Here is an 18,298-nt window from a genome sequence, read left to right on the forward strand (position 1 = left end):
CATGAGCCAGTACACGATTCCGACCGTCGTCGAGCGCACCACACAGGGCGAGCGCGCGTACGACATCTACAGCCGGCTGCTGTCGGAGCGCATCATCTTCCTGGGCACGGAGATCGACGACGGCGTCGCCAACGTCGTCATCGCGCAACTCCTCCACCTGGAGTCGTCGAGTCCCGAGCAGGAGATCGCGATCTACATCAACTCGCCGGGCGGCTCGTACACCTCGCTCATGGCGATCTACGACACGATGACGTTCGTGACCGCCCCCATCTCGACGTTCTGCGTCGGCCAGGCGGCCTCGACCGCGGCGGTGCTGCTGGCCGGGGGCGATCACGGGCGGCGGTTCGTCCTCGAACACTCCCGGGTGCTGCTGGGCCAGCCCGCGACCGGCGGGACGCGCGGCACGGTGTCCGACCTCAGCCTCCAGGCCAAGGAGATGCTGCGCATCCGCGCCCAGGTCGAGGAGGTGCTGTCCCGTCACACCCCGCACGACGTGGCCACGCTGCGCGCGGACATGGACCGCGACAAGGTGTTCACGGCGGAGGAGGCGGTGGCGTACGGGCTGGCCGACGAGGTGCTGTCGAGGCGGCTGGTACGCGCCGCCTGACGCCTGTTGCGGGGCGGGGTCAGGCCGCGAGCCGCAGCCGGGCCTCGCTCTGATGGCCCTGATGGCCCTGATGCCCCTGGTGCGAGGTCAGCCGCGCCCTCGCCCCCACGGCCGTCAGCCGGATGATCTCGCCCTGGGCGAGCGCGAGCAGATCGGCCAGCCCCAGACCGAGGGCGCGAGCGGCGGCCGCGAGGACTTCCGACGAAGCCTCCTTGCGGCCCCGCTCCAGCTCGGAGAGGTACGGCATCGAGATCCGCGCCGCGTCGGCGACGTCCTTCAGCGTGCGCTGCTGCGCCAGCCGCTCCCGCCGCAGCACATCGCCGACGACGTCCCGCCACAGTGGCTCCTTGGCCGCGGGAACGACGGGGCGCAGGGGGATGACGCGGGCTGGTTTCGGCGCGTGGCTGCTCATCCCCTCAGCGTAGAAGCGCCGCGCCCGCCCGTCAGCGGAATCCGCTCTGCCTGCGGCGAAATCCCGGGGCGGAGGCCGACGGAAATCATCTGCATATCACCGCAGTTCTTCTCCAGAACATTTCCGGAAAGCATGGCGCTTTTCGTGCGCCGCATGCCACGATCACCCTCCCCAACAGAACATGATCAAGTCATCAACGGGAATTACTCGTGCACAAAGCAACTCCTCTCGCGGCCACCGCTGTCGTGGTTCTGGCGCTCACTCTCACCGGCTGCGGCAACGACGACGAGAAGGGTTCGGGACCGTCGGGCACCTCCGACAAGGCGGCCGCCACGCCCTCGTCCCCGAGCGCCAGCGCCAGCGCCACCCGCGGCCCGAGCGCCACCCCGAGTCGTACGGACAAGACCGAGAAGCGTCCCCGTACGGACAGTGCCCGCCCCGACGGCCCGGCCTCGACCCGCCCCGCCACGACTCCCGCCGCCCCGCGCACCAGCACCGCACCGCCCTCCCCCACCCGTCCGGCCGCCGCTTCGAGCGTGCAGGGCACTTGGTACTACGGCGCGCAGGGCCAGAACGGCATGGCCGTACTGACCGTCAGCGGCACCTCGTGGACGCTCTCCTACAACGGCTCCTCCTGCCCCGGAACCATCACCGCCGACCTGGCGATCACCAGCACCTGCCAGGGCGAGTCGGCCTCCGGCCGGGCCGTGGTCAGCAACAACGGCCAGAACCTCGCCTTCAACTGGAACACCGGCACCCCGGACCACTTCGTCCGCACGAAGCCCACGGGCTGACGGCGGCCCGGCCCGCCCCCTCGACAAACCGCTTGACCGCGCGGTTCGATTGACGAGACGATACGTATCGTTTAGTTACTCGCTCGCGTCGAGGGGATCACGCTCATGGACACCGCGTACATCGAGGCCGCGCCCGGAGTGCGGCTGTGGACCCAAGCGCGCGGGGACGCGGACGCTCCGGCGCTGCTACTGGTCATGGGGGCGCAGGCCGCCGGGCTCGGGTGGCCCGAGCCGCTGGTGGAGGCGCTGGCCGAGCACCATCGCGTCATCCGCTACGACCACCGCGACACCGGCCGCTCCACCTGGTCCTACGAGCAAGCCCCCTACCGGATCGCCGATCTGGCCACCGACGTGGTCGCGGTGCTGGACGGGCTGGGCGTCGAGCGGGCGCATCTGGTCGGGATGTCGCTGGGCGGCATGCTCACCCAACTCGTCCTCGCCGACCACCCGGAGCGGGTGCTGAGCGCCACGCTGCTCGGCACCACCGCGTGCAGCACCGCCCCGTACGTCGCGCCCGACGGGAGCCGCGTCCCCGTCGAGGAGCTGCCCGGGGTGGACCCGCGGATTCTTGAGGAGTGGGCGCGGCCGGTGGAGGACCACGGGCTGGAGGCCGATCTCGACCGGCGGGTCAGGCACTGGAGGCTGCTGAACGGGGACCAGATCCCCTTCGAGGCCGAGTGGTTCCGTGATCTGGAGCGCGGGATCGTCGAGCACGCCGGGCGCTACGACGTCTCCGGCGCCCATGCCCGCGCCGATCAGTCCGGGCTCGTACGCACCGACGCCCTGGCCGCGAACGAGGTGCCCGTCCTCGTCCTCGCGCCCACCGCCGAGCCGGTGTTCCCGCTGCCGCATCCGCAGCATCTGGCCCAGGTCATCGGCGGCGCCCGGCTGGTGGAGATCCCCGGCATGGGCCACGCCCTGCCGCGCCAGGTGCTGGGGCCGCTCGCCGACGCGATCCTGGGGCACACCCTGAGGGGCTGACCGATGCACCGTGGACCGGTGCGCGCGCCGTGCGCGATCCTGAGGCACACCTCGGCCGCGCTCGTCCACGCACCCCAGGGAGCTGCATGTTCACCACCCGGCCCACCCTCCAGGGCACGTACGGCATGGTGTCGTCCACGCACTGGCTGGCCTCGCAGTCCGCCATGGCCGTCCTGGAGGACGGCGGCAACGCCTTCGACGCGGCCGTCGCCGCCGGGTTCGTACTGCACGTCGTCGAGCCGCATCTCAACGGTCCCGCGGGTGAGGTGCCGGTCATCCTCGCCCCGGCGGGCTCCCCGCCCACCGTGCTGTGCGGACAGGGCCCGGCCCCCGCCGGGGCCACCATCGACCACTACACCGGGCTCGGCCTCGACCTGGTGCCCGGTACAGGACCGCTGGCCGCGGCCGTCCCCGGCGCGTTCGACGCCTGGATGCTGCTGCTGCGCGACCACGGCACGCGGCACCTCGCCGAGGTGCTGCGCTACGCGATCGGGTACGCCGAGCACGGCCATCCGGCCGTCGAGCGGGTCGGCGAGACGGTCGAGACCGTGCGGGAGCTGTTCGAGACGGAGTGGACGGCCTCCGCCGAGCTGTATCTGCCGGGCGGGCGGTCGCCCGCCCCCGGGCGGCTGCTCACCAACCCCGCGCTGGCCGCCACCTGGCGGAGGCTCATCGCCGAGGCGGAGGCGGCCGGGCCGGGCCGGGAGGCGCAGATCGACGCGGCCCGCCGGGTGTGGCGCGAGGGCTTCATCGCCGAGGAGCTGGCCGCCGCCGCGGCCCGGCCCGCGATGGACTCCTCCGGGGAACGCCACGCGGGCACGCTCACCGGCGACGACCTCGCCGGTTTCGAGGCCACGTACGAGGAGCCCGCCCGGTACGCCTGGAACGGCTGGACCGTGTGCAAGGCCGGGCCGTGGAGCCAGGGCCCGGCCTTCCTCCAGCAACTCGCCCTGCTGCCCGACGGGCTGGCCGCCGCCGACCTGGGCACGCCCGGGCTGCTGCACACCCTGATCGAGGGCAGCAAGCTGGCCATGGCCGACCGGGAGGCGTGGTACGGGGACGCCGCCGACGTACCGCTCGCGGATCTGCTCTCCCGCCCGTACGCGGAGGCGCGGCGGGCGCTGGTGGGCGAGCACGCCTCGTACGAGCTGCGCCCGGGGCACCCCGGGGGCCGCGAACCCCGGCTGAGCAAGCAGGCACTGGCCGCCGTCGCCCGCGCGGCGTCCGGCGCCACGGGCCCGGCCGCCGGGCCCGGCGGCGGGGAACCGACCGTCGGCGGCGCGCCGACCACCGGCGGCGAACCTGCCGTCAGCGCGGACGTCGGCGCGGACGGCGTCACCCGGGGCGACACCTGCCACCTCGACATCGTCGACCGCTGGGGCAACATGGTCGCCGCCACCCCCAGCGGCGGCTGGCTCCAGTCCAACCCCGTCATCCCCGCGCTCGGCTTCCCGCTCGGCACCCGGCTCCAGATGGCCTGGCTGGACCCCGGCCTGCCGAACTCCCTGACCCCGGGGCGCCGCCCGCGCACCACCCTCTCCCCCTCCCTCGCCCTGCGCGGCGACACCCCGGTCCTCGCCTTCGGCACCCCGGGCGGCGACCAGCAGGACCAGTGGAGCGTGCACTTCTTCCTCCACGTCGCGCTGCGCGGCGCGGCCGTACGCTCCGGGCTCGACCTCCAGGGCGCCATCGACGCCCCCAACTGGCACCAGGAGAGCTTCCCCGGCTCCTTCCACCCCCGCGCGATGACGGCGGGACGGGTGGTCGTGGAGTCCCGCATCGGCGAGCCGACGGTCGCCGAACTACGGCGGCGCGGCCACGACGTGGCGGTGGGCGAACCGTGGTCGGAGGGTCGGCTGTGCGCGGTGGCCCGCGACCCGGAGACAGGCGTCCTGCTGGCCGGCGCCAACCCCCGAGGCGCCCAGGGCTACGCGGTGGGCCGCTGACCCAAGTCCGCGCGGTACCCGTGGGGGTTCGCCGCGCGGAGCTTGTCAGCGCGTTCGACCGGATCGTAGTCCGGGCCCACACCCTCCACCAGGATCACGTCCCCGTCGATGTGGTCCGTCCGCAGCGACAGGATGTCCTGGTAGGCGGGCGACGCGTACCACTCCCGGGCCCGCGCCACATCCGGGAACCCGATCAGGACCACGCTGCCCGGCCACGCGCCCTCCACCACCTCCGCCGGGCCGCCATGGATGACGAAGCGGCCGTGGAAGGGATCGAGGGTCGCCTGGATGCGCTCCAGGTACGTGACGATGTCCGGGTGCGGGCTGCGGCCTCGCAGATGGGCCAGGGCATAGGCGGTCATGGTTCCTCCCGGCGGCTTCGTGGCGGCTGTCGTGGTGCCGCCGACGTGGGACCACCCTCGCCCGGACCCCGAGAAGCCGTCGATTACCCGGGACGTAAAGCGGCGCGTGAGGCGCCGTCTCAGTCCGTGAGTCCCAGGTCCTCCCGCATGACGCGCCGCAGCGCCGACAGCCGGGGTTCGGCGTCCTTCAGTTCCAGCAGGGCGACCGCGGCCGTCTCGCCCTCCCTCGCCAGCCCCCGGTCGATGCGCTTGGCCATCGCGTCGATCCCGGCGAGGACCGTGTTCAGGTCGCGGGACGCGGCGAGGACGCGTTCGGGGACGATCATCTGCGCCTCGGCGTACTGGTCCCGGTAGTCGCGCCGGGCCTCCTCCAGCCGCTCGCGGTCGTCGTCCGCGTAGACGCCGTCCCGGATGCGGTGGAGCGCGTCCTTGAGGAGGGTGTGGAACTGGCGGGAGGCGCGGTTCATGGCGGTGTAGGCGGCGCGGCGCTCCTGGAAACCGCGGCGGCGGTCCTCGGCGAGGGCCTCCTCCGCGCGCTGACGCGTCGTCAACCTCTGGTGCAGCAGGGGCGCGAAGAGCGTGCCGAGGACACCGACGACGGCAGTGATCATGGCGGCTATGACGGCGGACACGGCATCGACCCTAACGACCGCCGAAAGGGGCCTCACCAGCGCCGGACCGAACGAACTAAGGTGCGACCCATGGCAGCCTCGACCTCGGAAGCGCGAGCCCGGCGCGCCGACGACGTGCTCGCCCTCGCCCGGCTCTCCGCCCGGCGCGGGGCGGTACGGGCCATGCTCGACTGGCTCACCCGGCGCACCGGCGGCCCCGCCATGCTCATCGGAGCCGACGGTTCCGTACTGGCCACGGCGGACGACCCGCGGCCCGCCGCGTCACTGCGGCGGCTCGCCGCCGAGGCGGCCGTCGCACTGCACCGCCGCGGGGCGCCGTCCGGGGTGCTCGGCGGGGACGAGGCGCGCCCCGTCCACCTGGTCTCGCTCCCCGGGTCCCCGGAGGCGCGGGACCCGGCGCCGTATCTGGCCGTCGTCGCGCCCTCCGAACCGCGCTGCGGGCTGCTGCTCGCCGACGCGTCCCGCACCCTCGGCCTGAGCTGGCGGGCCGAGGAGGCCGAACGGGCCCGCCGCCGCATCGAGTCGGCCGAGGCGTACAGCCGGGAGGCGGTGCTGCACCTCCTCATGGTCGGCAGCGTGCCCGCTGCCCAGCGGATCGCCGCCGCGCTGCGCCCGGTGCTGCCCGCGGTGCTCCAGGTGTACGTGATCGAGTGCCCGGTCGACCGGCGGCGCGAGATCGCGTCCCGCATCCACGACTCGGTGCGCGGCCGGGCGTGGGTCGTGCCGTGTCCGGTGCGCCCCAACCACCTGATCTCGCTGGTCCCCTCCCAGGGGGAGCCGGTCGCGCCGGACGGCGAACCGCTGGCCCGGCTGATCACGCGGCAGGAGACGGAGTGCCGGGTCGGGGTGAGCGCGGAGATCGCGCTGCGGGACACCCCGGTCGGCTACGAGCAGGCGTTCCACGCCCTGGCGGTGGCCCGTAACGCGCCGCAGCGGTCCGCCGGTTTCGGCGGGCACAGCGATGTGACGGTGCTGGCGAGCCCGGAGGGGCACACCTGGGCGAGCGAACTGCTGGCGCCGTGCCTGGAGTACGCCCCGACCCGCCGCGCCGACCCCGGCCCGGCGGAGCTGCTGGGCACCCTCGGTTCCTGGCTCAGCTTCGGCACCGCCGCCAGCCGCCACCTCAAGATCCACCGCAATACGCTGGCCGCTCGGGTGCGCCACATCGACGGGCTGCTCGGCGTGGACGTCAGCCGCAGCCTGGCCGCCCAGTCGGCCGCCTGGCTCGCGCTGCGGCTGCACCAGGCACCCCGCGGCACGGCCCCGGCCGGGCGTCCCGCGACCCTCGACGGCGTGCTGTCCGCGCCCACCGCCGCGGTCTGGGCGCGGGCCCAGCTGCGGCCCCTGGAGCAGGCGAAGCTGACGGCCGGTCCCGAGACGGTACGGGCCTGGCTGCGCGCCGACGCCCGGCTGCCCGCGGCCGCCTCCGCCCTCGGGATCTCGCTGCCCGGCGCCCGTAAGCGGCTGACCAAGGCCGAGGACGCGCTGGGGCGGTCGCTGCTGAGCGCGCCGAGCGCGAAGTACGAACTGTGGCTGGCGATGCGGGCGTTGGGCGACCTCTGAGCGAACGGCCCGCCGGTCACCGTTCGAACGGCAACCGGGCGGCGCCGTCACTGTGCAGTTCGTTCCTCGCCGCCCCGTCCGGGCGCGCCTACTGTCCTGGGTGAGCCGGGCGGACCGCTCCGGAAACCCACCGCCTCCCTCCCCCAGGGCGAGGCCCGCGGTGTGCCCCTCCGCCCACGGCTCCGCCGATCCGGCCCGTCCCACCGGGCCACCCAGACCACGGCCTCCTCGGCCTCCACTGATCCGGGGACGGCCGCCGCGCGACCACGGGGGTGCCGCGTGGCGTCCGTCCCTGTTCGCAGCGCTCGCCGGTGTCCGCTCAGCCGATCACTTCGATCGCGCAGCGCGCCACGGTACAGCGGCTCAGCCGGGCGTCGCCGGTGACCAGCGGCGCCCGGTACGCCTCGGCGGCGGCGATGTAGGCGGCGTCGTAGTCCGAGACATTGCCGCGCAGCTCCCACATCCGTATCAGCAGCGGCTGGACGCCGATCATCTCGATCGACGCCCCGGTCAGGGCCGCCACGGCGTCCTCGGCGCGGGCCGGGCTGATCTTCCCGCCGAGGAACCGGCCGCGTACGGCGTGGAAGGTCTCCACGACGAGATGGCTGGGCGCGGCCCAGTGCGGGTCCTGGGCGAGACGCGCGCGGGCCGCCTTCCCGGCGGCCCCGTCCCCCGTGAGCGCCTCGGTGAGCACGCTCGCGTCCACGATGATCACGTAGTCGCCTCCGGGGCGTCCGGGCCGGGGCCGAGCCGGGCGTCACGCGCCTCCCGCTCCGTGCCCCGCTCGCGCACGGTCTCCGCCATGGTGCTCGCGGCACCGTCGTCGCGGTCCTCGAAGCGCTGGAGCAACGCGACGTTGCCCGCCCGTTCCGCCTCGCTCTTGACCAGCTCCAGGAGGTATCCCTGGAGCGACTGGCCGAGCTGGCGCGCCCGGTCGGCCAGTATGTCGCGCACCTCGTCCGGTACGTCCCGGATCTGCAGAGCCACCATGCATGCATTTTCCATGCACGGCGGCTCCACGGGCAACCCGGTTCCCCGGGAACGCGCCCCTCAGGGGCTGAGGTGCACCCGTCACGACCCCAGGATCGTCGTCAGGAACTCGCCCGTCCACGCCAGCAGTTCCCGCCCGACCAGCGGCTTTCCGCCGATGCGGGCCGTCGCCGGGCGGGGGACCAGGACCTGCTGGGTGGCGGGCTTGATGATCGCGCGCTGGTAGAGCCGCTTGAGGCGCAGCTCCTGGGACTCGCGCAGCTCCACCGGGGAGAAGCGGACGTTGGAACCCTGGAGGGTGATGTCGCTGACGCCGCACGCGCGGGCCAGCAGCCGCAGGCCCGCGACCAGGAGCAGGTTCTCCACCGGCTCGGGCAGCGGCCCGTAGCGGTCGGTCAGCTCCTCGCGGACGGCGCGGATGTCGTCCTCGCTGGAGGCCGAGGCGATGGCCCGGTACGCCTGGAGGCGCAGCCGCTCGCCCGGCGCGTAGTCGTGCGGGACGTGCGCGTCGACCGGAAGCTCGATCTTGACCTCCAGCGGCGCCTCCTCCACCTCGCCGTCGCCCGCCTCCAGCGTGGCCCGGTAGTCGGCGACGGCCTCGCCGACCATCCGTACGTACAGGTCGAAGCCGACGCCCGCGATGTGCCCCGACTGCTCGCCGCCGAGCAGATTGCCCGCGCCGCGGATCTCCAGGTCCTTCATCGCCACGTACATGCCCGCGCCCATCTCGGTGTGCTGGGCGATGGTGGCCAGCCGCTCGTGGGCGGTCTCGGTGAGCGGCTTCTCCGGCGGGTAGAGGAAGTACGCGTAGCCGCGCTCGCGGCCCCGCCCCACCCGGCCGCGCAGCTGGTGCAGCTGGGAGAGGCCGAAGTTGTCGCCGCGCTCCACGATGAGGGTGTTGGCGTTGGAGATGTCGATGCCGGACTCGACGATCGTCGTGGAGACCAGGACGTCGAACTTCTTCTCCCAGAAGTCGACCACGACCTGCTCCAGGGTGCCTTCCGACATCTGGCCGTGGGCGGTGGCGATGCGCGCCTCGGGCACGATCTCGCGGAGCCTCGCCGCGGCCCGGTCGATGGACTCGACCCGGTTGTGGATGTAGAAGACCTGGCCCTCGCGCAGCAGCTCACGGCGGATGGCGGCGCCGATCTGCTTCTGCTCGTACGGCCCGACGAAGGTCAGCACCGGGTGGCGCTCCTCCGGCGGGGTGGTGATCGTGGACATCTCGCGGATGCCGGTGACCGCCATCTCCAGGGTGCGCGGGATGGGGGTGGCAGACATGGTCAGCACGTCCACGTTCGCCCGGAGCTTCTTCAGCTGCTCCTTGTGCTCCACGCCGAAGCGCTGCTCCTCGTCGACGATGACCAGGCCCAGGTTCTTGAACTTGGTCTCGGAGGAGAACAGCCGGTGGGTGCCGATGACGACGTCGACCGAGCCCTCCCGCAGGCCCTCCAGGACGCCCTTCGCCTCGGTGTCCGTCTGGAACCGGGACAGCGCCTTGACCACGACCGGGAACTGCCCGTACCGCTCGGTGAAGGTGCCCATGTGCTGCTGGACGAGCAGCGTCGTCGGCACCAGGACGGCGACCTGCTTGCCGTCCTGGACCGCCTTGAACGCGGCGCGCACCGCGATCTCCGTCTTGCCGTAGCCGACGTCGCCGCAGATCAGCCGGTCCATCGGGACCGACTTCTCCATGTCCTCCTTGACCTCGCCGATGGTGGTGAGCTGGTCGGGCGTCTCCGCGTACGGGAAGGCGTCCTCCAGCTCACGCTGCCAGGGCGTGTCGGGGCCGAAGGCATGGCCGGGGGCGGCCATCCGGGCCGAGTACAGCTTGATCAGATCGGCCGCGATCTCCTTGACGGCCTTCTTGGCGCGCGCCTTGGTCTTCGTCCAGTCGGCGCCGCCGAGCCGGTGCAGCGTGGGGGCCTCGCCGCCCACGTACTTGGTGATCTGCTCCAGCTGGTCGGTCGGGATGTAGAGCCGGTCGCCGGGCTGACCGCGCTTGGCCGGGGCGTACTCGACCACCAGATACTCGCGGGTCGCGCCCTGCACGGTGCGCTGCACCATCTCGATGTAGCGGCCCACGCCGTGCTGCTCGTGGACGATGAAGTCGCCCGCCTCCAGGGTGAGCGGGTCGATCGTCTTGCGGCGGCGCGCGGGCATCCGCGCGCCCTCCTTGCCCGCCGCCTTCTGCCCGGACAGATCCGTCTCGGTGAGGACGGCGAGCTTCAGGCCCGGGTCGACGAAGCCGTAGTCGATGGAACCGCACGCCACATGCACCACGGACGGCTTGATCTCGCCGAGGTCCGCGTCGAGCCGCGCCGCGATCCCCTCGCCGCTCAGCACCTCGACGGTGCGGGAGGCCGGGCCGTGGGCCTCGGTCACGTACACCGCGCGCCAGCCGTCGGCGAGCCATCCCTTGGTGTCGGCCAGCGCGCGGGCGGTGTCGCCGCGGTACGACTCGGGGGCGTGCATCCCGAGCGTGAGGGTGTCTTCGTCCAGCTCGGCGTCGGCCGCGAAGGGGCTCACCGACCACCACATCATGCCCAGCTCGCGCGCCCGGTCCCGGACGTCGGCGAGCCCCCACAGCGAGGCCGCCCCGACGTCGATCGGCGCCTCCCCGCCCCCGGCCGTGGCCGCCCAGGACGCCTGCAGGAACTCCTGCGAAGTGGCCACCAGGTCCGCCGCCCGGGTCCGCACCCGCTCCGGGTCGCAGACCACCGTCATGCTGCCCGCGGGCAGCACGTCCAGCAGCAGCTCCATGTCGTCGACCAGCACCGGGGCCAGGGACTCCATGCCCTCGACCGCGATCCCCTCGGCGATCTTGCCCAGCAGCTCGCCCAGCTCCGGATGCTCCTCGGCCAGGGCCGCCGCCCGCTCCCGTACGTCGTCGGTCAGCAGCAGCTCACGGCAGGGCGGGGCCCACAGCCCGTGCTCGGCGACCTCCAGGGAACGCTGGTCCGCGACCTTGAAGTAGCGGATCTCCTCGACGTCGTCGCCCCAGAACTCGATCCGCAGCGGATGCTCCTCCGTCGGCGGGAAGACATCCAGGATGCCGCCGCGCACCGCGAACTCGCCGCGCTTCTCGACCAGCTCCACCCGGGAGTACGCGGCGGCCGCGAGCCCGTCCACGGCCTCCTCCAGATCGGCGCTCTGCCCCGCCCGCAGGCTCACAGGATCCAGCTCGCCGAGCCCCTTGACCTGCGGCTGAAGCACCGAACGCACCGGCGCCACCACTACCGAAACCGGCCCCGCCGCCGGATCGTCGGCGCTCGGATGCGCGAGCCGCCGCAGCACCGCGAGCCGACGGCCCACCGTGTCCGACCGCGGCGAGAGCCGCTCGTGCGGCAGCGTCTCCCACGACGGGTACTCCACCACCCCGTCCGGCGGCAGCAGCGAGCGCAGCGCGGCCGCCAGGTCCTCGGCCTCCCGGCCCGTGGCGGTCACCGCGAGCACGGGCCGCCCCGCGGAGCGCGCCAGCGCGGCGACGGCGAAGGGCCGGGCGGCGGGCGGGCCGACCAGATCCACATGGGGGCGGTTTCCGTCGGCGGCGCCGCGCACCGCCTCGGCGAGCGCGGGGTCCCGTACGACGGCGTCGAGCAGACCGGTGAGGCTCATAAAGGGGTATTCCATCCCGGAGGCGGACAACGCGAATCACCCGACACGTCACACGGGCCGGGGGTCTTCCAGAGTACGGCCCCGCGCCGACATCCTCCGCCGGGTGCGGTTTGTCCGGTCATACGGTGCCGGGCACCGACCGGCGACGCGATCACAACGGCCAGGGAGTTACCTGGACGATGTACAAGCGTTCCTGCCGCACAACGGTCAGGTACTGGAACATCCCGCCGGGCAGAACCTCTTCCTGCACACCGGGCGACTGTCCCTGATAGGCGGAGCCGTCCAAGTAGAGAGCCGCCGCCGCACGGACCAGCTCGTCCGCGCGCGCTTCAACCTGCGCGATGAAGGCGAGGTTCGGCGATTCGCCGATGACATGGTGAGCGTCTGGGTTGTACTCCCAGCCCCAGTCACCCATGGCCGATCTGCGCACGCGCAGCCTGCATGATCTCCCGGATCTCATCCATGGCGGCCTGCCACTTCGGATCCTCCTTGTCGAGCGTCTGTGCGGCGTGCTCGGCGGCGTGCAGACGCCGGGCGACCTCGGGAAACCGCTCGATCTCGATCACCGTGGCCCACTTGACCTGGAACATGGCGATCGGCCCGAAGCTGTTGGACTGCGTGGCCATGGTGAACACCGTGTCCCGTTCGGAGGTCATCTCCGCCAAGCGGGAGGGCGCGACCTGCGCCAGAGCGGCGCGCAGTGCGGGGAAGGTCTTCTCGGGTCTGGGGATCAGCGCCCCGCCATCGTGGACCGGCTGCGTGGTCATGTGTCCTCTGCCTCCAAAGGTGCCAGTGCCTCGGTCACCGTACGACAAGCGAGAGCGCCATAGGGCCCGGATGCCCTGGAACGACGCTGCCCGCATCTGGCCCAACTCCGCGCGCGGCCCGGCACAGGCTGTGAACAGACTGATGCACATGGCAGAGCGAGAGCGGCGCACATCCGGCGCCGAGACAAGCCGGAGGACACGGGAACGGGAGCGCGAGCCCGGGCCCGAGCAGGTGGCCGGGCACGCCTGCGAACGGCTCGGCGCGCTGATCACCCACCCCGCCGAGGGGGTGTCGGCGGTGCGCCGGACCGAGGACGGCTGGCGGGTGAGCGTGGACGTGCTGGAGGTCGCCCGCATCCCCGACACCACGAGCCTGCTGGCCACGTACGAAGTGGACGTCGACCAGCGGGGCGAGCTGCGCGAGTACCGGAGGGTCCGCCGCTACCGGCGCGGTGCGGCCGACGACTGCTAGGCCCCACCGCTGAAAGGACCGCTCCGATCATGGCTCCCACCACCTACACCGAAGAGGTCGTCTGCGTTCCGCGGGCGGGCACCCTGTACGACGTCATGGAGCTGATCCTCGACCGCGGCATGGTGATCGACGTGTTCGTCAGGGTCTCCCTGGTCGGCATCGAGATCCTGAAGATCGACGCCCGGATCGTGGTCGCCAGTGTGGACACCTACCTGCGCTTCGCGGAGGCCTGCAACCGCCTGGACCTCGAACACGACCGCAGCAGCCGAACCGTTCCCGAGCTGTTCGGCATGGGCGAAGGCGGCGGCAGCGCGGCGGGGGCGGTGGCCCAGGGCCTCGGCAAGCGGAAGGTCAAGAAGGCGGTCGGCGCCGTGGAGGACAAGGTCAAGCAAGCCGTAGGGGGCGGCGACGAGGACGAACCGGAAGAAGAATCCCGGCCGCGGCGCCGTACCAGCAGTGACGCATCCCGCTCCCGCCGCCGCTCCGAGGAGGACTGACCCATGGCCGAGACCGCCGCGCCCCGCAGCGTGTACGTCTACGGCGTCGTCCACGCCCGCCGCGTCCTGCCGCCCGGCCGCACGGGCGTCGGCGAACACCCCGCCCCGCTGCGTACGCTGCGCGCCGGTGAGGTGGCCGCCGTCGTCAGCGACGCCCCGGCGGGGCTGCGCGCCAAGCGGCGCGACCTCCTCGCCCACCAGGAACTGGCCCTGGCGCTCGCGGCGGACGGGCCTGTGCTGCCCATGCGCTTCGGGATGGTCGCGCCCGACGAGGAGGTGGTGCGGCGTCAGCTGGAGTCCTCGCACGGCGACTGCCTCGCCGCGCTCGACCGGGTCGACGGCCGGGTCGAGATGAACCTCAAGGCGGTCCCCGCCCAGGGCGATCTGCGGTCGCTGGTGCGCGAGGACCCGGAGGTCGCCCGGCTGCGCGCGGCCGCCCGCGGCAACCCCGGCTACGAGGCCAGCCTGCGGCTCGGCGAGGCCGTGGCCCGCGGGCTGACCCGCCGGGCCACGGCCACCGCGGCCGCGGTGCTGGCCGCGCTGTCGGAGGTGGCGGACGAGCGGGTGGCCGGGCCTGAGGTGCCGGGCTGCGTGCTCAACGCCTCGTTCCTCCTCGCCAGGGCCGAGCTGCGGCGCTTCCGCACCGTGGTGGAGCGCCTGGCGGCCGAACACGGCGGCCACGTCGAACTCCGCCTGACCGGCCCGCTGCCCTGCTACAGCTTCGTGGAGCCCGCATGGGCGTGCTGAGCGAGATCGCCCTGCTGCCGCTGGCGCCCGTACGGGGCACGGTGTGGATCGCGGAGCGCCTGCGGGACGCCGCCGAACGCGAGACGTGCCACCCGTCCGTGATCCGGGCCCGGCTCGCCGCCCTCAACGAGGCGCTGGAGTCCGGCGCCATCACCCCCGAGGAATTCGACCGCGAAGAGGACCGCCTGCTCGATCTGCTGGAGCGCCACCCCTCCGGGGGCGAGGGGAAACGCCGTGGCTGACCACCGCACCGATCCCGACCTGCTGTGCACCCCGCCCCCGACCACCGGCCCGCCGACATCCGACCTCGCCGAGATCCTGGAACGGGTCCTCGACAAGGGCATCGTCATCGCCGGGGACATCAAGATCGACCTGCTGGACATCGAACTCCTCACCATCCGGCTGCGGCTGTTCGTCGCGTCCGTGGACACGGCCCGCAAGGCCGGGATCGACTGGTGGGAGACCGATCCCGCGCTGTCCTCGCGCGCCAGGCGGGACGCCCTCGCGGAGGAGAACGAGCGGCTCAGGGAGCGCCTCGACGCCTTCGAATCCGGCGAGCTGACCGCCGCGTCCGCGGGAGGCGACGGCGCATGACCGCGCCCGTCCTCACCTACGCGTACGCGGTCTGCCGCCCGTACGACGGCCCCGCCCCAGCGGGGCTGCCCGGGCTCGACCCGGGCCGCCCCGTCCGTACGCTCCCTGTGGGCCCGCTCACCGCCGTGGTCCAGGACGTACCGGCCTCCGACTACGCCGAAGAGGCCCTGCGGCGGCGGCTGTCCGAGCGCGTCGAGCTGGAACGGTGCGCCCGCGCTCACCACGAGGTGATCACGGCCGTCTCGTCGGTCACCGCGACCGTCCCCCTCCCCCTGGCCACCCTCTACCGAGGCGACGAACGGGTCCGCGAGGCGCTGCGCGAGCAGGAGACGGCCTTCCTGGCCGCACTCGACCGGCTGGCGGGCCGCGCCGAATGGGGCGTCAAGGTGTACGCCCCCACCGCGCCCGCCACCCCCGCCCCGGACCCCGCTCCGCTCACCGGCCGCGCCTACCTCGACCGAGCCCGCGCCCGCCACCAGGGCCGCGAACAGCGCCAGAACGAAGCCCTTCAGGCCGCCGAGCGCGTGGACACGGTCGTACGCGGCCTCGCCGTCGCCGCCCGCCGTCTACGCCCCCACGGCGCCGAGGTCACGGGCAAGGACCGCACCCACATCCTCAACGCGGCCTACCTCCTCGACACCGCCCGCACACGCGAACTCCGCGCCGCTCTGGCCTCCCTGCGCGGTGACGAGCCCGCGATCCAGATCGAGCTGTCGGGCCCCTGGGCCCCGTACTCCTTCACCGACACCGAGGCCCTCGCATGACCACCGCCGCCTGGGGCACCGTCCCCGCCGAGGCCCACGGCCCGATCGGCGTGCCGCTCGTCGACCTCCTCGACCGGGTGCTCGCCACCGGGGTCGTCGTCAGCGGCGACCTGGTCATCGCCATCGCCGAAGTCCCTCTCATCCGGCTCTCCCTGCACGCCCTGCTGTCCTCCGTCAACGAACGCGTCCCCGCCCCCTGGACCGACGGCGGCCCGCTGTGACCGACACCCGCGTCGACCTCGACCCCGACGCGATGGGCCGCGACCTGGTCGCCCTCGTCCTGACCGTGGTCGAACTCCTCCGCCAGCTGATGGAACGCCAGGCCCTGCGCCGCATCGACGCGGGCGGCCTCACCGACGACCAGATCGACGACATCGGCACCACCCTGATGCACCTGGACCGCCGCATGACCGAGCTGTGCGACCAACACGGCCTCACCCTCGAAGACCTCAACCTCGACCTGGGCCCCCTCGGCACCCTGCTCCCCCGCGACTAGGCTCAGGCCGCCTCGGCCGGGTCGAAAGTGGCGGCGCGGGACGGCGTGAGCCACACCAGCCGCGCGGTGACGCCCTCCAGCAGCGCGAAGTGCCGCATGGCACGGTCGGCCGAGGGCAAGCTGAACCGCCGCCGCCCGTCGATGCTGGTCACATCCGCGTGCCCGTCCTCGTACGCCATCCCCCACGCCGCGACCTCGGCGTCCCGCCAGCCGTCGTCCAGAGCGAATTCCTGGACGACGGCGAAGAGGCGGGGTGCGGTGTCGAGGACGAGCGAGCGCACTTCCTGGTCGAAATCGAACGGCTCAGAGGCGGAGTGGTCCGGCGATACGGTGACCATGGAGTCTCCCGTCAGAAGGTGGAGTTGGGCAGGACTCATGTGCCACATCCGGACAACGCCCCGTCCCAGCAGGTGATTTACACGGTATCCATCGCGTTGGACTACAGTCCATCACTCGACTTCTTTTCATTCCAACCCCACCCGATCGGGTGATGCACGCGCACACAAGGAGAGACGGCACGATGGCCCGGACCAAACTCCCGCCCACCATGCGGCAACGGCGCCTCGGCGCCGAGTTGCGCCGCCTACGCGAGAACGCGGAGCTATCCGCTACTCGGGCGGGAGAGCTATTCGGCGCCACCCAATCGCGCATCAGCAACATCGAGGCAGGCGGCTACGCGGTGAGCGCCGACCGGGTACGGGCCCTGGCCCGACTCTACGGATGCACCGACGAGGCACTGATCGAAGCGCTCACAGGGATGACGGGCGGCCGGACGCGGGGCTGGTGGGAGGAATACCGCGAGATCCTGCCCGCCGGGATGCTCGATCTTGCCGAGTTGGAGCACCACGCGACGTACATGCGCATCGTCTCCGTCTTCCACATGCCCGGAGTACTCCAGACCACGGAACACGCTCGCGCACTCATCAGCGATGCTTTGCCTGCGCTGGCCCTGCATGAGGTGGAGCACCGCGTCTCCTACCGCATCAAACGGCAGACCGTGCTCTACGGAGAGCAGCCAACGCAGCTCACGGCGGTCGTCCACGAGGCCGCGCTGCGCATGGGGTTCGGTGGTCCGGCGGTGTCCCAGGCTCAGCTCGAGTACTTGCTCAAGATGAGCGAACGGGAAAACATCACCCTGAAGGTGATTCCATTCGGCACCGGCATCTTCCCGATCTCGGGGCAGGGCATCATCTACTTCGGGGGCGAGGCCCCACGCCTGGACACCGTTCAACTCGACGCAGATCACGGCTCCGAGTTCCTGGATACTCAGCCTCGACTGGCCCACTACCGGGACATCGTGGACCGGATGGAAGCGTGCGCCCTCGACCCGGCAGAGTCCCGCGACGCGATCCGCCGGATCGCGCAAGACCTCTGAAGGAACCGGCATGCCCAACACCCACAAGTGGCGCAAGTCCTCGTACAGCCCGAACGCGGCCAACTGCGTCTACGTACGCAACGACCGCGACGGCACCCTCCGACTACGCGAGAGCGACGCACCCGACACCATCCTCGCCACCCACCCCGCCGCCTTCGGCGCCTTCATACATGCGGCGAAGGCGGGCAAGTTCGACTCCCTCGCCCGCCCCACCGCAAGCGACTGAGCCTCAGCCGTTCTCCACGACCATCAGGGCGTTGCCGTCCGCGTCGCGGAAGCTGAACATCGGCGGGACCGGGGCACCCCAGCGCTGGACCTCCGGGTCGGTGTCGACGCCGCGGGAGCGCAGGGTCGCGTGGTCGGCGTCGATGTCCTCGGAGGTGAGGATCAGGCCGGTCGCGTAGGCCGACGCCTGCTGGCCCTCGCGCGGGAGGACGAGCGCGATGCCGGTCGGGGCGCCCGCCGGGCCCACCTCGATCCAGCGCATGCCGTCGCCGAAGGGGATGTCGGCGCGCTTCTCGAAGCCGAGGGTGTTGACGTAGAAGTCGAGCGCGCGGTCCTGGTCGGCGACGGTGACGGCGACCCGGCCGACCTCGGTGAGCCGGGTGCCCTTGGCGGTGTCGGTCATGGCGACCTCCCTGGTGGTAATGGGTTATGCCGATATGACCGGAGGGCGGGGCG

At 72.6% G+C, this 18,298-nt stretch carries 26 protein-coding genes; 15 read left to right on the forward strand and 11 right to left on the reverse strand.

The genetic code is table 11. The features are described from left to right. Position 1 precedes the first annotated feature (1 nt). Entirely contained in the window at positions 2-607 is a 606-nt protein-coding gene (locus ACH4TL_RS04115) for a ClpP family protease (RefSeq protein WP_398312490.1), read from the forward strand. Between the two features lie 19 nt (positions 608-626). On the opposite strand, the gene ACH4TL_RS04120 is transcribed toward ACH4TL_RS04115, so the two are convergent. Further along, positions 627-1,019, reverse strand: coding sequence for a helix-turn-helix domain-containing protein (locus ACH4TL_RS04120; protein WP_398312487.1), 393 nt, complete (start codon positions 1,017-1,019; stop codon positions 627-629). After that, entirely contained in the window at positions 1,016-1,174 is a 159-nt protein-coding gene (locus ACH4TL_RS04125) for a hypothetical protein (RefSeq protein WP_398312484.1), read from the reverse strand. Before ACH4TL_RS04125 ends, ACH4TL_RS04120 begins: the two co-directional genes overlap by 4 nt. Positions 1,175-1,228: 54 nt before the next feature. Between ACH4TL_RS04125 and ACH4TL_RS04130 the strand changes: the two genes are divergently transcribed. From ACH4TL_RS04130 to ACH4TL_RS04140, 3 genes are all read left to right on the forward strand, one after another. Further along, the gene (locus ACH4TL_RS04130) at positions 1,229-1,813 is read left to right on the forward strand and encodes a hypothetical protein (protein ID WP_398312481.1); all 585 of its coding nucleotides are present in this window, start codon (positions 1,229-1,231) and stop codon (positions 1,811-1,813) included. A gap of 105 nt (positions 1,814-1,918) precedes the next feature. Then, a complete protein-coding gene (locus tag ACH4TL_RS04135) occupies positions 1,919-2,794 on the forward strand; it encodes an alpha/beta fold hydrolase (protein ID WP_398312473.1) in 876 nt (291 codons plus the stop codon). Positions 2,795-2,880: 86 nt separating this feature from the next. Next, positions 2,881-4,740 (forward strand): gamma-glutamyltransferase family protein, encoded by a 1,860-nt coding sequence (locus ACH4TL_RS04140; RefSeq protein WP_398312471.1) that lies wholly within the window; start codon positions 2,881-2,883, stop codon positions 4,738-4,740. Here the strand turns inward: ACH4TL_RS04140 and ACH4TL_RS04145 are convergent. After that, positions 4,722-5,102, reverse strand: a complete 381-nt coding sequence (locus ACH4TL_RS04145; protein ID WP_398312468.1) for a DUF1330 domain-containing protein — start codon at positions 5,100-5,102, stop codon at positions 4,722-4,724. The genes ACH4TL_RS04140 and ACH4TL_RS04145 overlap by 19 nt on opposite strands. A 119-nt stretch (positions 5,103-5,221) precedes the next feature. Further along, positions 5,222-5,734, reverse strand: coding sequence for a hypothetical protein (locus ACH4TL_RS04150; protein ID WP_398312465.1), 513 nt, complete (start codon positions 5,732-5,734; stop codon positions 5,222-5,224). A gap of 69 nt (positions 5,735-5,803) precedes the next feature. Between ACH4TL_RS04150 and ACH4TL_RS04155 the strand changes: the two genes are divergently transcribed. Continuing rightward, a complete protein-coding gene (locus ACH4TL_RS04155; RefSeq protein WP_398312462.1) occupies positions 5,804-7,297 on the forward strand; it encodes a helix-turn-helix domain-containing protein in 1,494 nt (497 codons plus the stop codon). 319 nt (positions 7,298-7,616) lie between these two features. Here ACH4TL_RS04155 and ACH4TL_RS04160 read toward each other — a convergent pair whose 3' ends face one another. The 5 genes from ACH4TL_RS04160 to ACH4TL_RS04180 form a co-directional block, all read right to left on the reverse strand. Next, positions 7,617-8,012 carry a type II toxin-antitoxin system VapC family toxin gene (locus ACH4TL_RS04160; protein ID WP_398312459.1) on the reverse strand — a complete coding sequence of 132 codons (396 nt, stop codon included), beginning with the start codon at positions 8,010-8,012 and terminating at the stop codon, positions 7,617-7,619. Then, positions 8,009-8,287 carry a hypothetical protein gene (locus ACH4TL_RS04165; RefSeq protein WP_398312456.1) on the reverse strand — a complete coding sequence of 93 codons (279 nt, stop codon included), beginning with the start codon at positions 8,285-8,287 and terminating at the stop codon, positions 8,009-8,011. The genes ACH4TL_RS04160 and ACH4TL_RS04165 overlap by 4 nt, the downstream gene beginning before the upstream one ends. 81 nt (positions 8,288-8,368) lie before the next feature. Beyond that, positions 8,369-11,905 (reverse strand): transcription-repair coupling factor, encoded by a 3,537-nt coding sequence (gene mfd / locus ACH4TL_RS04170; RefSeq protein ID WP_398312453.1) that lies wholly within the window; start codon positions 11,903-11,905, stop codon positions 8,369-8,371. 151 nt (positions 11,906-12,056) lie between these two features. Then, the gene (locus ACH4TL_RS04175) at positions 12,057-12,320 is read right to left on the reverse strand and encodes a hypothetical protein (RefSeq protein WP_398312450.1); all 264 of its coding nucleotides are present in this window, start codon (positions 12,318-12,320) and stop codon (positions 12,057-12,059) included. Continuing rightward, complete coding sequence (locus ACH4TL_RS04180) at positions 12,313-12,672, reverse strand: hypothetical protein (protein ID WP_123107740.1); 360 nt, start codon at positions 12,670-12,672, stop codon at positions 12,313-12,315. The genes ACH4TL_RS04175 and ACH4TL_RS04180 overlap by 8 nt, the downstream gene beginning before the upstream one ends. Before the next feature lie 148 nt (positions 12,673-12,820). Between ACH4TL_RS04180 and gvpO the strand changes: the two genes are divergently transcribed. Genes gvpO through ACH4TL_RS04220 form a run of 8 tightly spaced genes read left to right on the forward strand, consistent with a single transcriptional unit; the run spans position 12,821 to position 16,242 of the window. Then, complete coding sequence (gene gvpO / locus ACH4TL_RS04185) at positions 12,821-13,144, forward strand: gas vesicle protein GvpO (protein WP_398312446.1); 324 nt, start codon at positions 12,821-12,823, stop codon at positions 13,142-13,144. Between the two features lie 29 nt (positions 13,145-13,173). Beyond that, positions 13,174-13,641, forward strand: coding sequence for a gas vesicle protein GvpJ (gene gvpJ, locus ACH4TL_RS04190; protein ID WP_398312443.1), 468 nt, complete (start codon positions 13,174-13,176; stop codon positions 13,639-13,641). Between the two features lie 3 nt (positions 13,642-13,644). Continuing rightward, the gene (locus tag ACH4TL_RS04195) at positions 13,645-14,388 is read left to right on the forward strand and encodes a GvpL/GvpF family gas vesicle protein (RefSeq protein ID WP_398312440.1); all 744 of its coding nucleotides are present in this window, start codon (positions 13,645-13,647) and stop codon (positions 14,386-14,388) included. Further along, entirely contained in the window at positions 14,376-14,630 is a 255-nt protein-coding gene (locus tag ACH4TL_RS04200) for a gas vesicle protein GvpG (RefSeq protein ID WP_398312437.1), read from the forward strand. The genes ACH4TL_RS04195 and ACH4TL_RS04200 overlap by 13 nt, the downstream gene beginning before the upstream one ends. A 19-nt stretch (positions 14,631-14,649) precedes the next feature. Beyond that, positions 14,650-14,982 carry a gas vesicle protein gene (locus ACH4TL_RS04205; protein ID WP_398313685.1) on the forward strand — a complete coding sequence of 111 codons (333 nt, stop codon included), beginning with the start codon at positions 14,650-14,652 and terminating at the stop codon, positions 14,980-14,982. Continuing rightward, positions 14,979-15,746 (forward strand): GvpL/GvpF family gas vesicle protein, encoded by a 768-nt coding sequence (locus ACH4TL_RS04210; RefSeq protein ID WP_398312434.1) that lies wholly within the window; start codon positions 14,979-14,981, stop codon positions 15,744-15,746. The genes ACH4TL_RS04205 and ACH4TL_RS04210 overlap by 4 nt, the downstream gene beginning before the upstream one ends. Then, positions 15,743-15,967, forward strand: coding sequence for a gas vesicle protein (locus ACH4TL_RS04215; protein ID WP_055548419.1), 225 nt, complete (start codon positions 15,743-15,745; stop codon positions 15,965-15,967). Before ACH4TL_RS04210 ends, ACH4TL_RS04215 begins: the two co-directional genes overlap by 4 nt. Then, positions 15,964-16,242, forward strand: coding sequence for a gas vesicle protein K (locus ACH4TL_RS04220; protein ID WP_398312430.1), 279 nt, complete (start codon positions 15,964-15,966; stop codon positions 16,240-16,242). Before ACH4TL_RS04215 ends, ACH4TL_RS04220 begins: the two co-directional genes overlap by 4 nt. A 2-nt stretch (positions 16,243-16,244) precedes the next feature. On the opposite strand, the gene ACH4TL_RS04225 is transcribed toward ACH4TL_RS04220, so the two are convergent. After that, positions 16,245-16,580 (reverse strand): hypothetical protein, encoded by a 336-nt coding sequence (locus ACH4TL_RS04225; protein ID WP_398312427.1) that lies wholly within the window; start codon positions 16,578-16,580, stop codon positions 16,245-16,247. A gap of 182 nt (positions 16,581-16,762) precedes the next feature. Between ACH4TL_RS04225 and ACH4TL_RS04230 the strand changes: the two genes are divergently transcribed. Continuing rightward, positions 16,763-17,617, forward strand: a complete 855-nt coding sequence (locus tag ACH4TL_RS04230; protein ID WP_398312424.1) for a helix-turn-helix domain-containing protein — start codon at positions 16,763-16,765, stop codon at positions 17,615-17,617. Positions 17,618-17,627: 10 nt separating this feature from the next. Next, the gene (locus tag ACH4TL_RS04235; RefSeq protein WP_398312421.1) at positions 17,628-17,843 is read left to right on the forward strand and encodes a DUF397 domain-containing protein; all 216 of its coding nucleotides are present in this window, start codon (positions 17,628-17,630) and stop codon (positions 17,841-17,843) included. Between the two features lie 3 nt (positions 17,844-17,846). On the opposite strand, the gene ACH4TL_RS04240 is transcribed toward ACH4TL_RS04235, so the two are convergent. After that, a complete protein-coding gene (locus ACH4TL_RS04240; protein ID WP_398312418.1) occupies positions 17,847-18,245 on the reverse strand; it encodes a VOC family protein in 399 nt (132 codons plus the stop codon). Between the last annotated feature and the right edge of the window lie 53 nt (positions 18,246-18,298).

The sequence above is a fragment of the Streptomyces sp. NPDC021115 genome (genome assembly GCF_044333065.1).
In the GTDB taxonomy this organism is placed as follows: Bacteria; Actinomycetota; Actinomycetes; order Streptomycetales; family Streptomycetaceae; genus Streptomyces.

What these genes read in the sequence shown, in the direction of transcription:
- gvpJ (WP_398312443.1), top strand. Translation starts at nt 13,174, where the DNA reads ATGGCTCCCACCACCTACACCGAAGAGGTCGTCTGCGTTCCGCGGGCG.
- ACH4TL_RS04175 (WP_398312450.1), bottom strand. Translation starts at nt 12,320, where the DNA reads ATGGGTGACTGGGGCTGGGAGTACAACCCAGACGCTCACCATGTCATC.
- ACH4TL_RS04165 (WP_398312456.1), bottom strand. Translation starts at nt 8,287, where the DNA reads ATGGTGGCTCTGCAGATCCGGGACGTACCGGACGAGGTGCGCGACATA.
- ACH4TL_RS04230 (WP_398312424.1), top strand. Translation starts at nt 16,763, where the DNA reads ATGGCCCGGACCAAACTCCCGCCCACCATGCGGCAACGGCGCCTCGGC.
- ACH4TL_RS04115 (WP_398312490.1), top strand. Translation starts at nt 2, where the DNA reads ATGAGCCAGTACACGATTCCGACCGTCGTCGAGCGCACCACACAGGGC.
- ACH4TL_RS04155 (WP_398312462.1), top strand. Translation starts at nt 5,804, where the DNA reads ATGGCAGCCTCGACCTCGGAAGCGCGAGCCCGGCGCGCCGACGACGTG.
- ACH4TL_RS04210 (WP_398312434.1), top strand. Translation starts at nt 14,979, where the DNA reads ATGACCGCGCCCGTCCTCACCTACGCGTACGCGGTCTGCCGCCCGTAC.
- ACH4TL_RS04145 (WP_398312468.1), bottom strand. Translation starts at nt 5,102, where the DNA reads ATGACCGCCTATGCCCTGGCCCATCTGCGAGGCCGCAGCCCGCACCCG.
- ACH4TL_RS04140 (WP_398312471.1), top strand. Translation starts at nt 2,881, where the DNA reads ATGTTCACCACCCGGCCCACCCTCCAGGGCACGTACGGCATGGTGTCG.
- ACH4TL_RS04120 (WP_398312487.1), bottom strand. Translation starts at nt 1,019, where the DNA reads ATGAGCAGCCACGCGCCGAAACCAGCCCGCGTCATCCCCCTGCGCCCC.
- ACH4TL_RS04235 (WP_398312421.1), top strand. Translation starts at nt 17,628, where the DNA reads ATGCCCAACACCCACAAGTGGCGCAAGTCCTCGTACAGCCCGAACGCG.
- ACH4TL_RS04240 (WP_398312418.1), bottom strand. Translation starts at nt 18,245, where the DNA reads ATGACCGACACCGCCAAGGGCACCCGGCTCACCGAGGTCGGCCGGGTC.
- ACH4TL_RS04180 (WP_123107740.1), bottom strand. Translation starts at nt 12,672, where the DNA reads ATGACCACGCAGCCGGTCCACGATGGCGGGGCGCTGATCCCCAGACCC.
- ACH4TL_RS04125 (WP_398312484.1), bottom strand. Translation starts at nt 1,174, where the DNA reads ATGCGGCGCACGAAAAGCGCCATGCTTTCCGGAAATGTTCTGGAGAAG.
- mfd (WP_398312453.1), bottom strand. Translation starts at nt 11,905, where the DNA reads ATGAGCCTCACCGGTCTGCTCGACGCCGTCGTACGGGACCCCGCGCTC.
- ACH4TL_RS04215 (WP_055548419.1), top strand. Translation starts at nt 15,743, where the DNA reads ATGACCACCGCCGCCTGGGGCACCGTCCCCGCCGAGGCCCACGGCCCG.
- gvpO (WP_398312446.1), top strand. Translation starts at nt 12,821, where the DNA reads ATGGCAGAGCGAGAGCGGCGCACATCCGGCGCCGAGACAAGCCGGAGG.
- ACH4TL_RS04225 (WP_398312427.1), bottom strand. Translation starts at nt 16,580, where the DNA reads ATGGTCACCGTATCGCCGGACCACTCCGCCTCTGAGCCGTTCGATTTC.
- ACH4TL_RS04135 (WP_398312473.1), top strand. Translation starts at nt 1,919, where the DNA reads ATGGACACCGCGTACATCGAGGCCGCGCCCGGAGTGCGGCTGTGGACC.
- ACH4TL_RS04200 (WP_398312437.1), top strand. Translation starts at nt 14,376, where the DNA reads ATGGGCGTGCTGAGCGAGATCGCCCTGCTGCCGCTGGCGCCCGTACGG.
- ACH4TL_RS04195 (WP_398312440.1), top strand. Translation starts at nt 13,645, where the DNA reads ATGGCCGAGACCGCCGCGCCCCGCAGCGTGTACGTCTACGGCGTCGTC.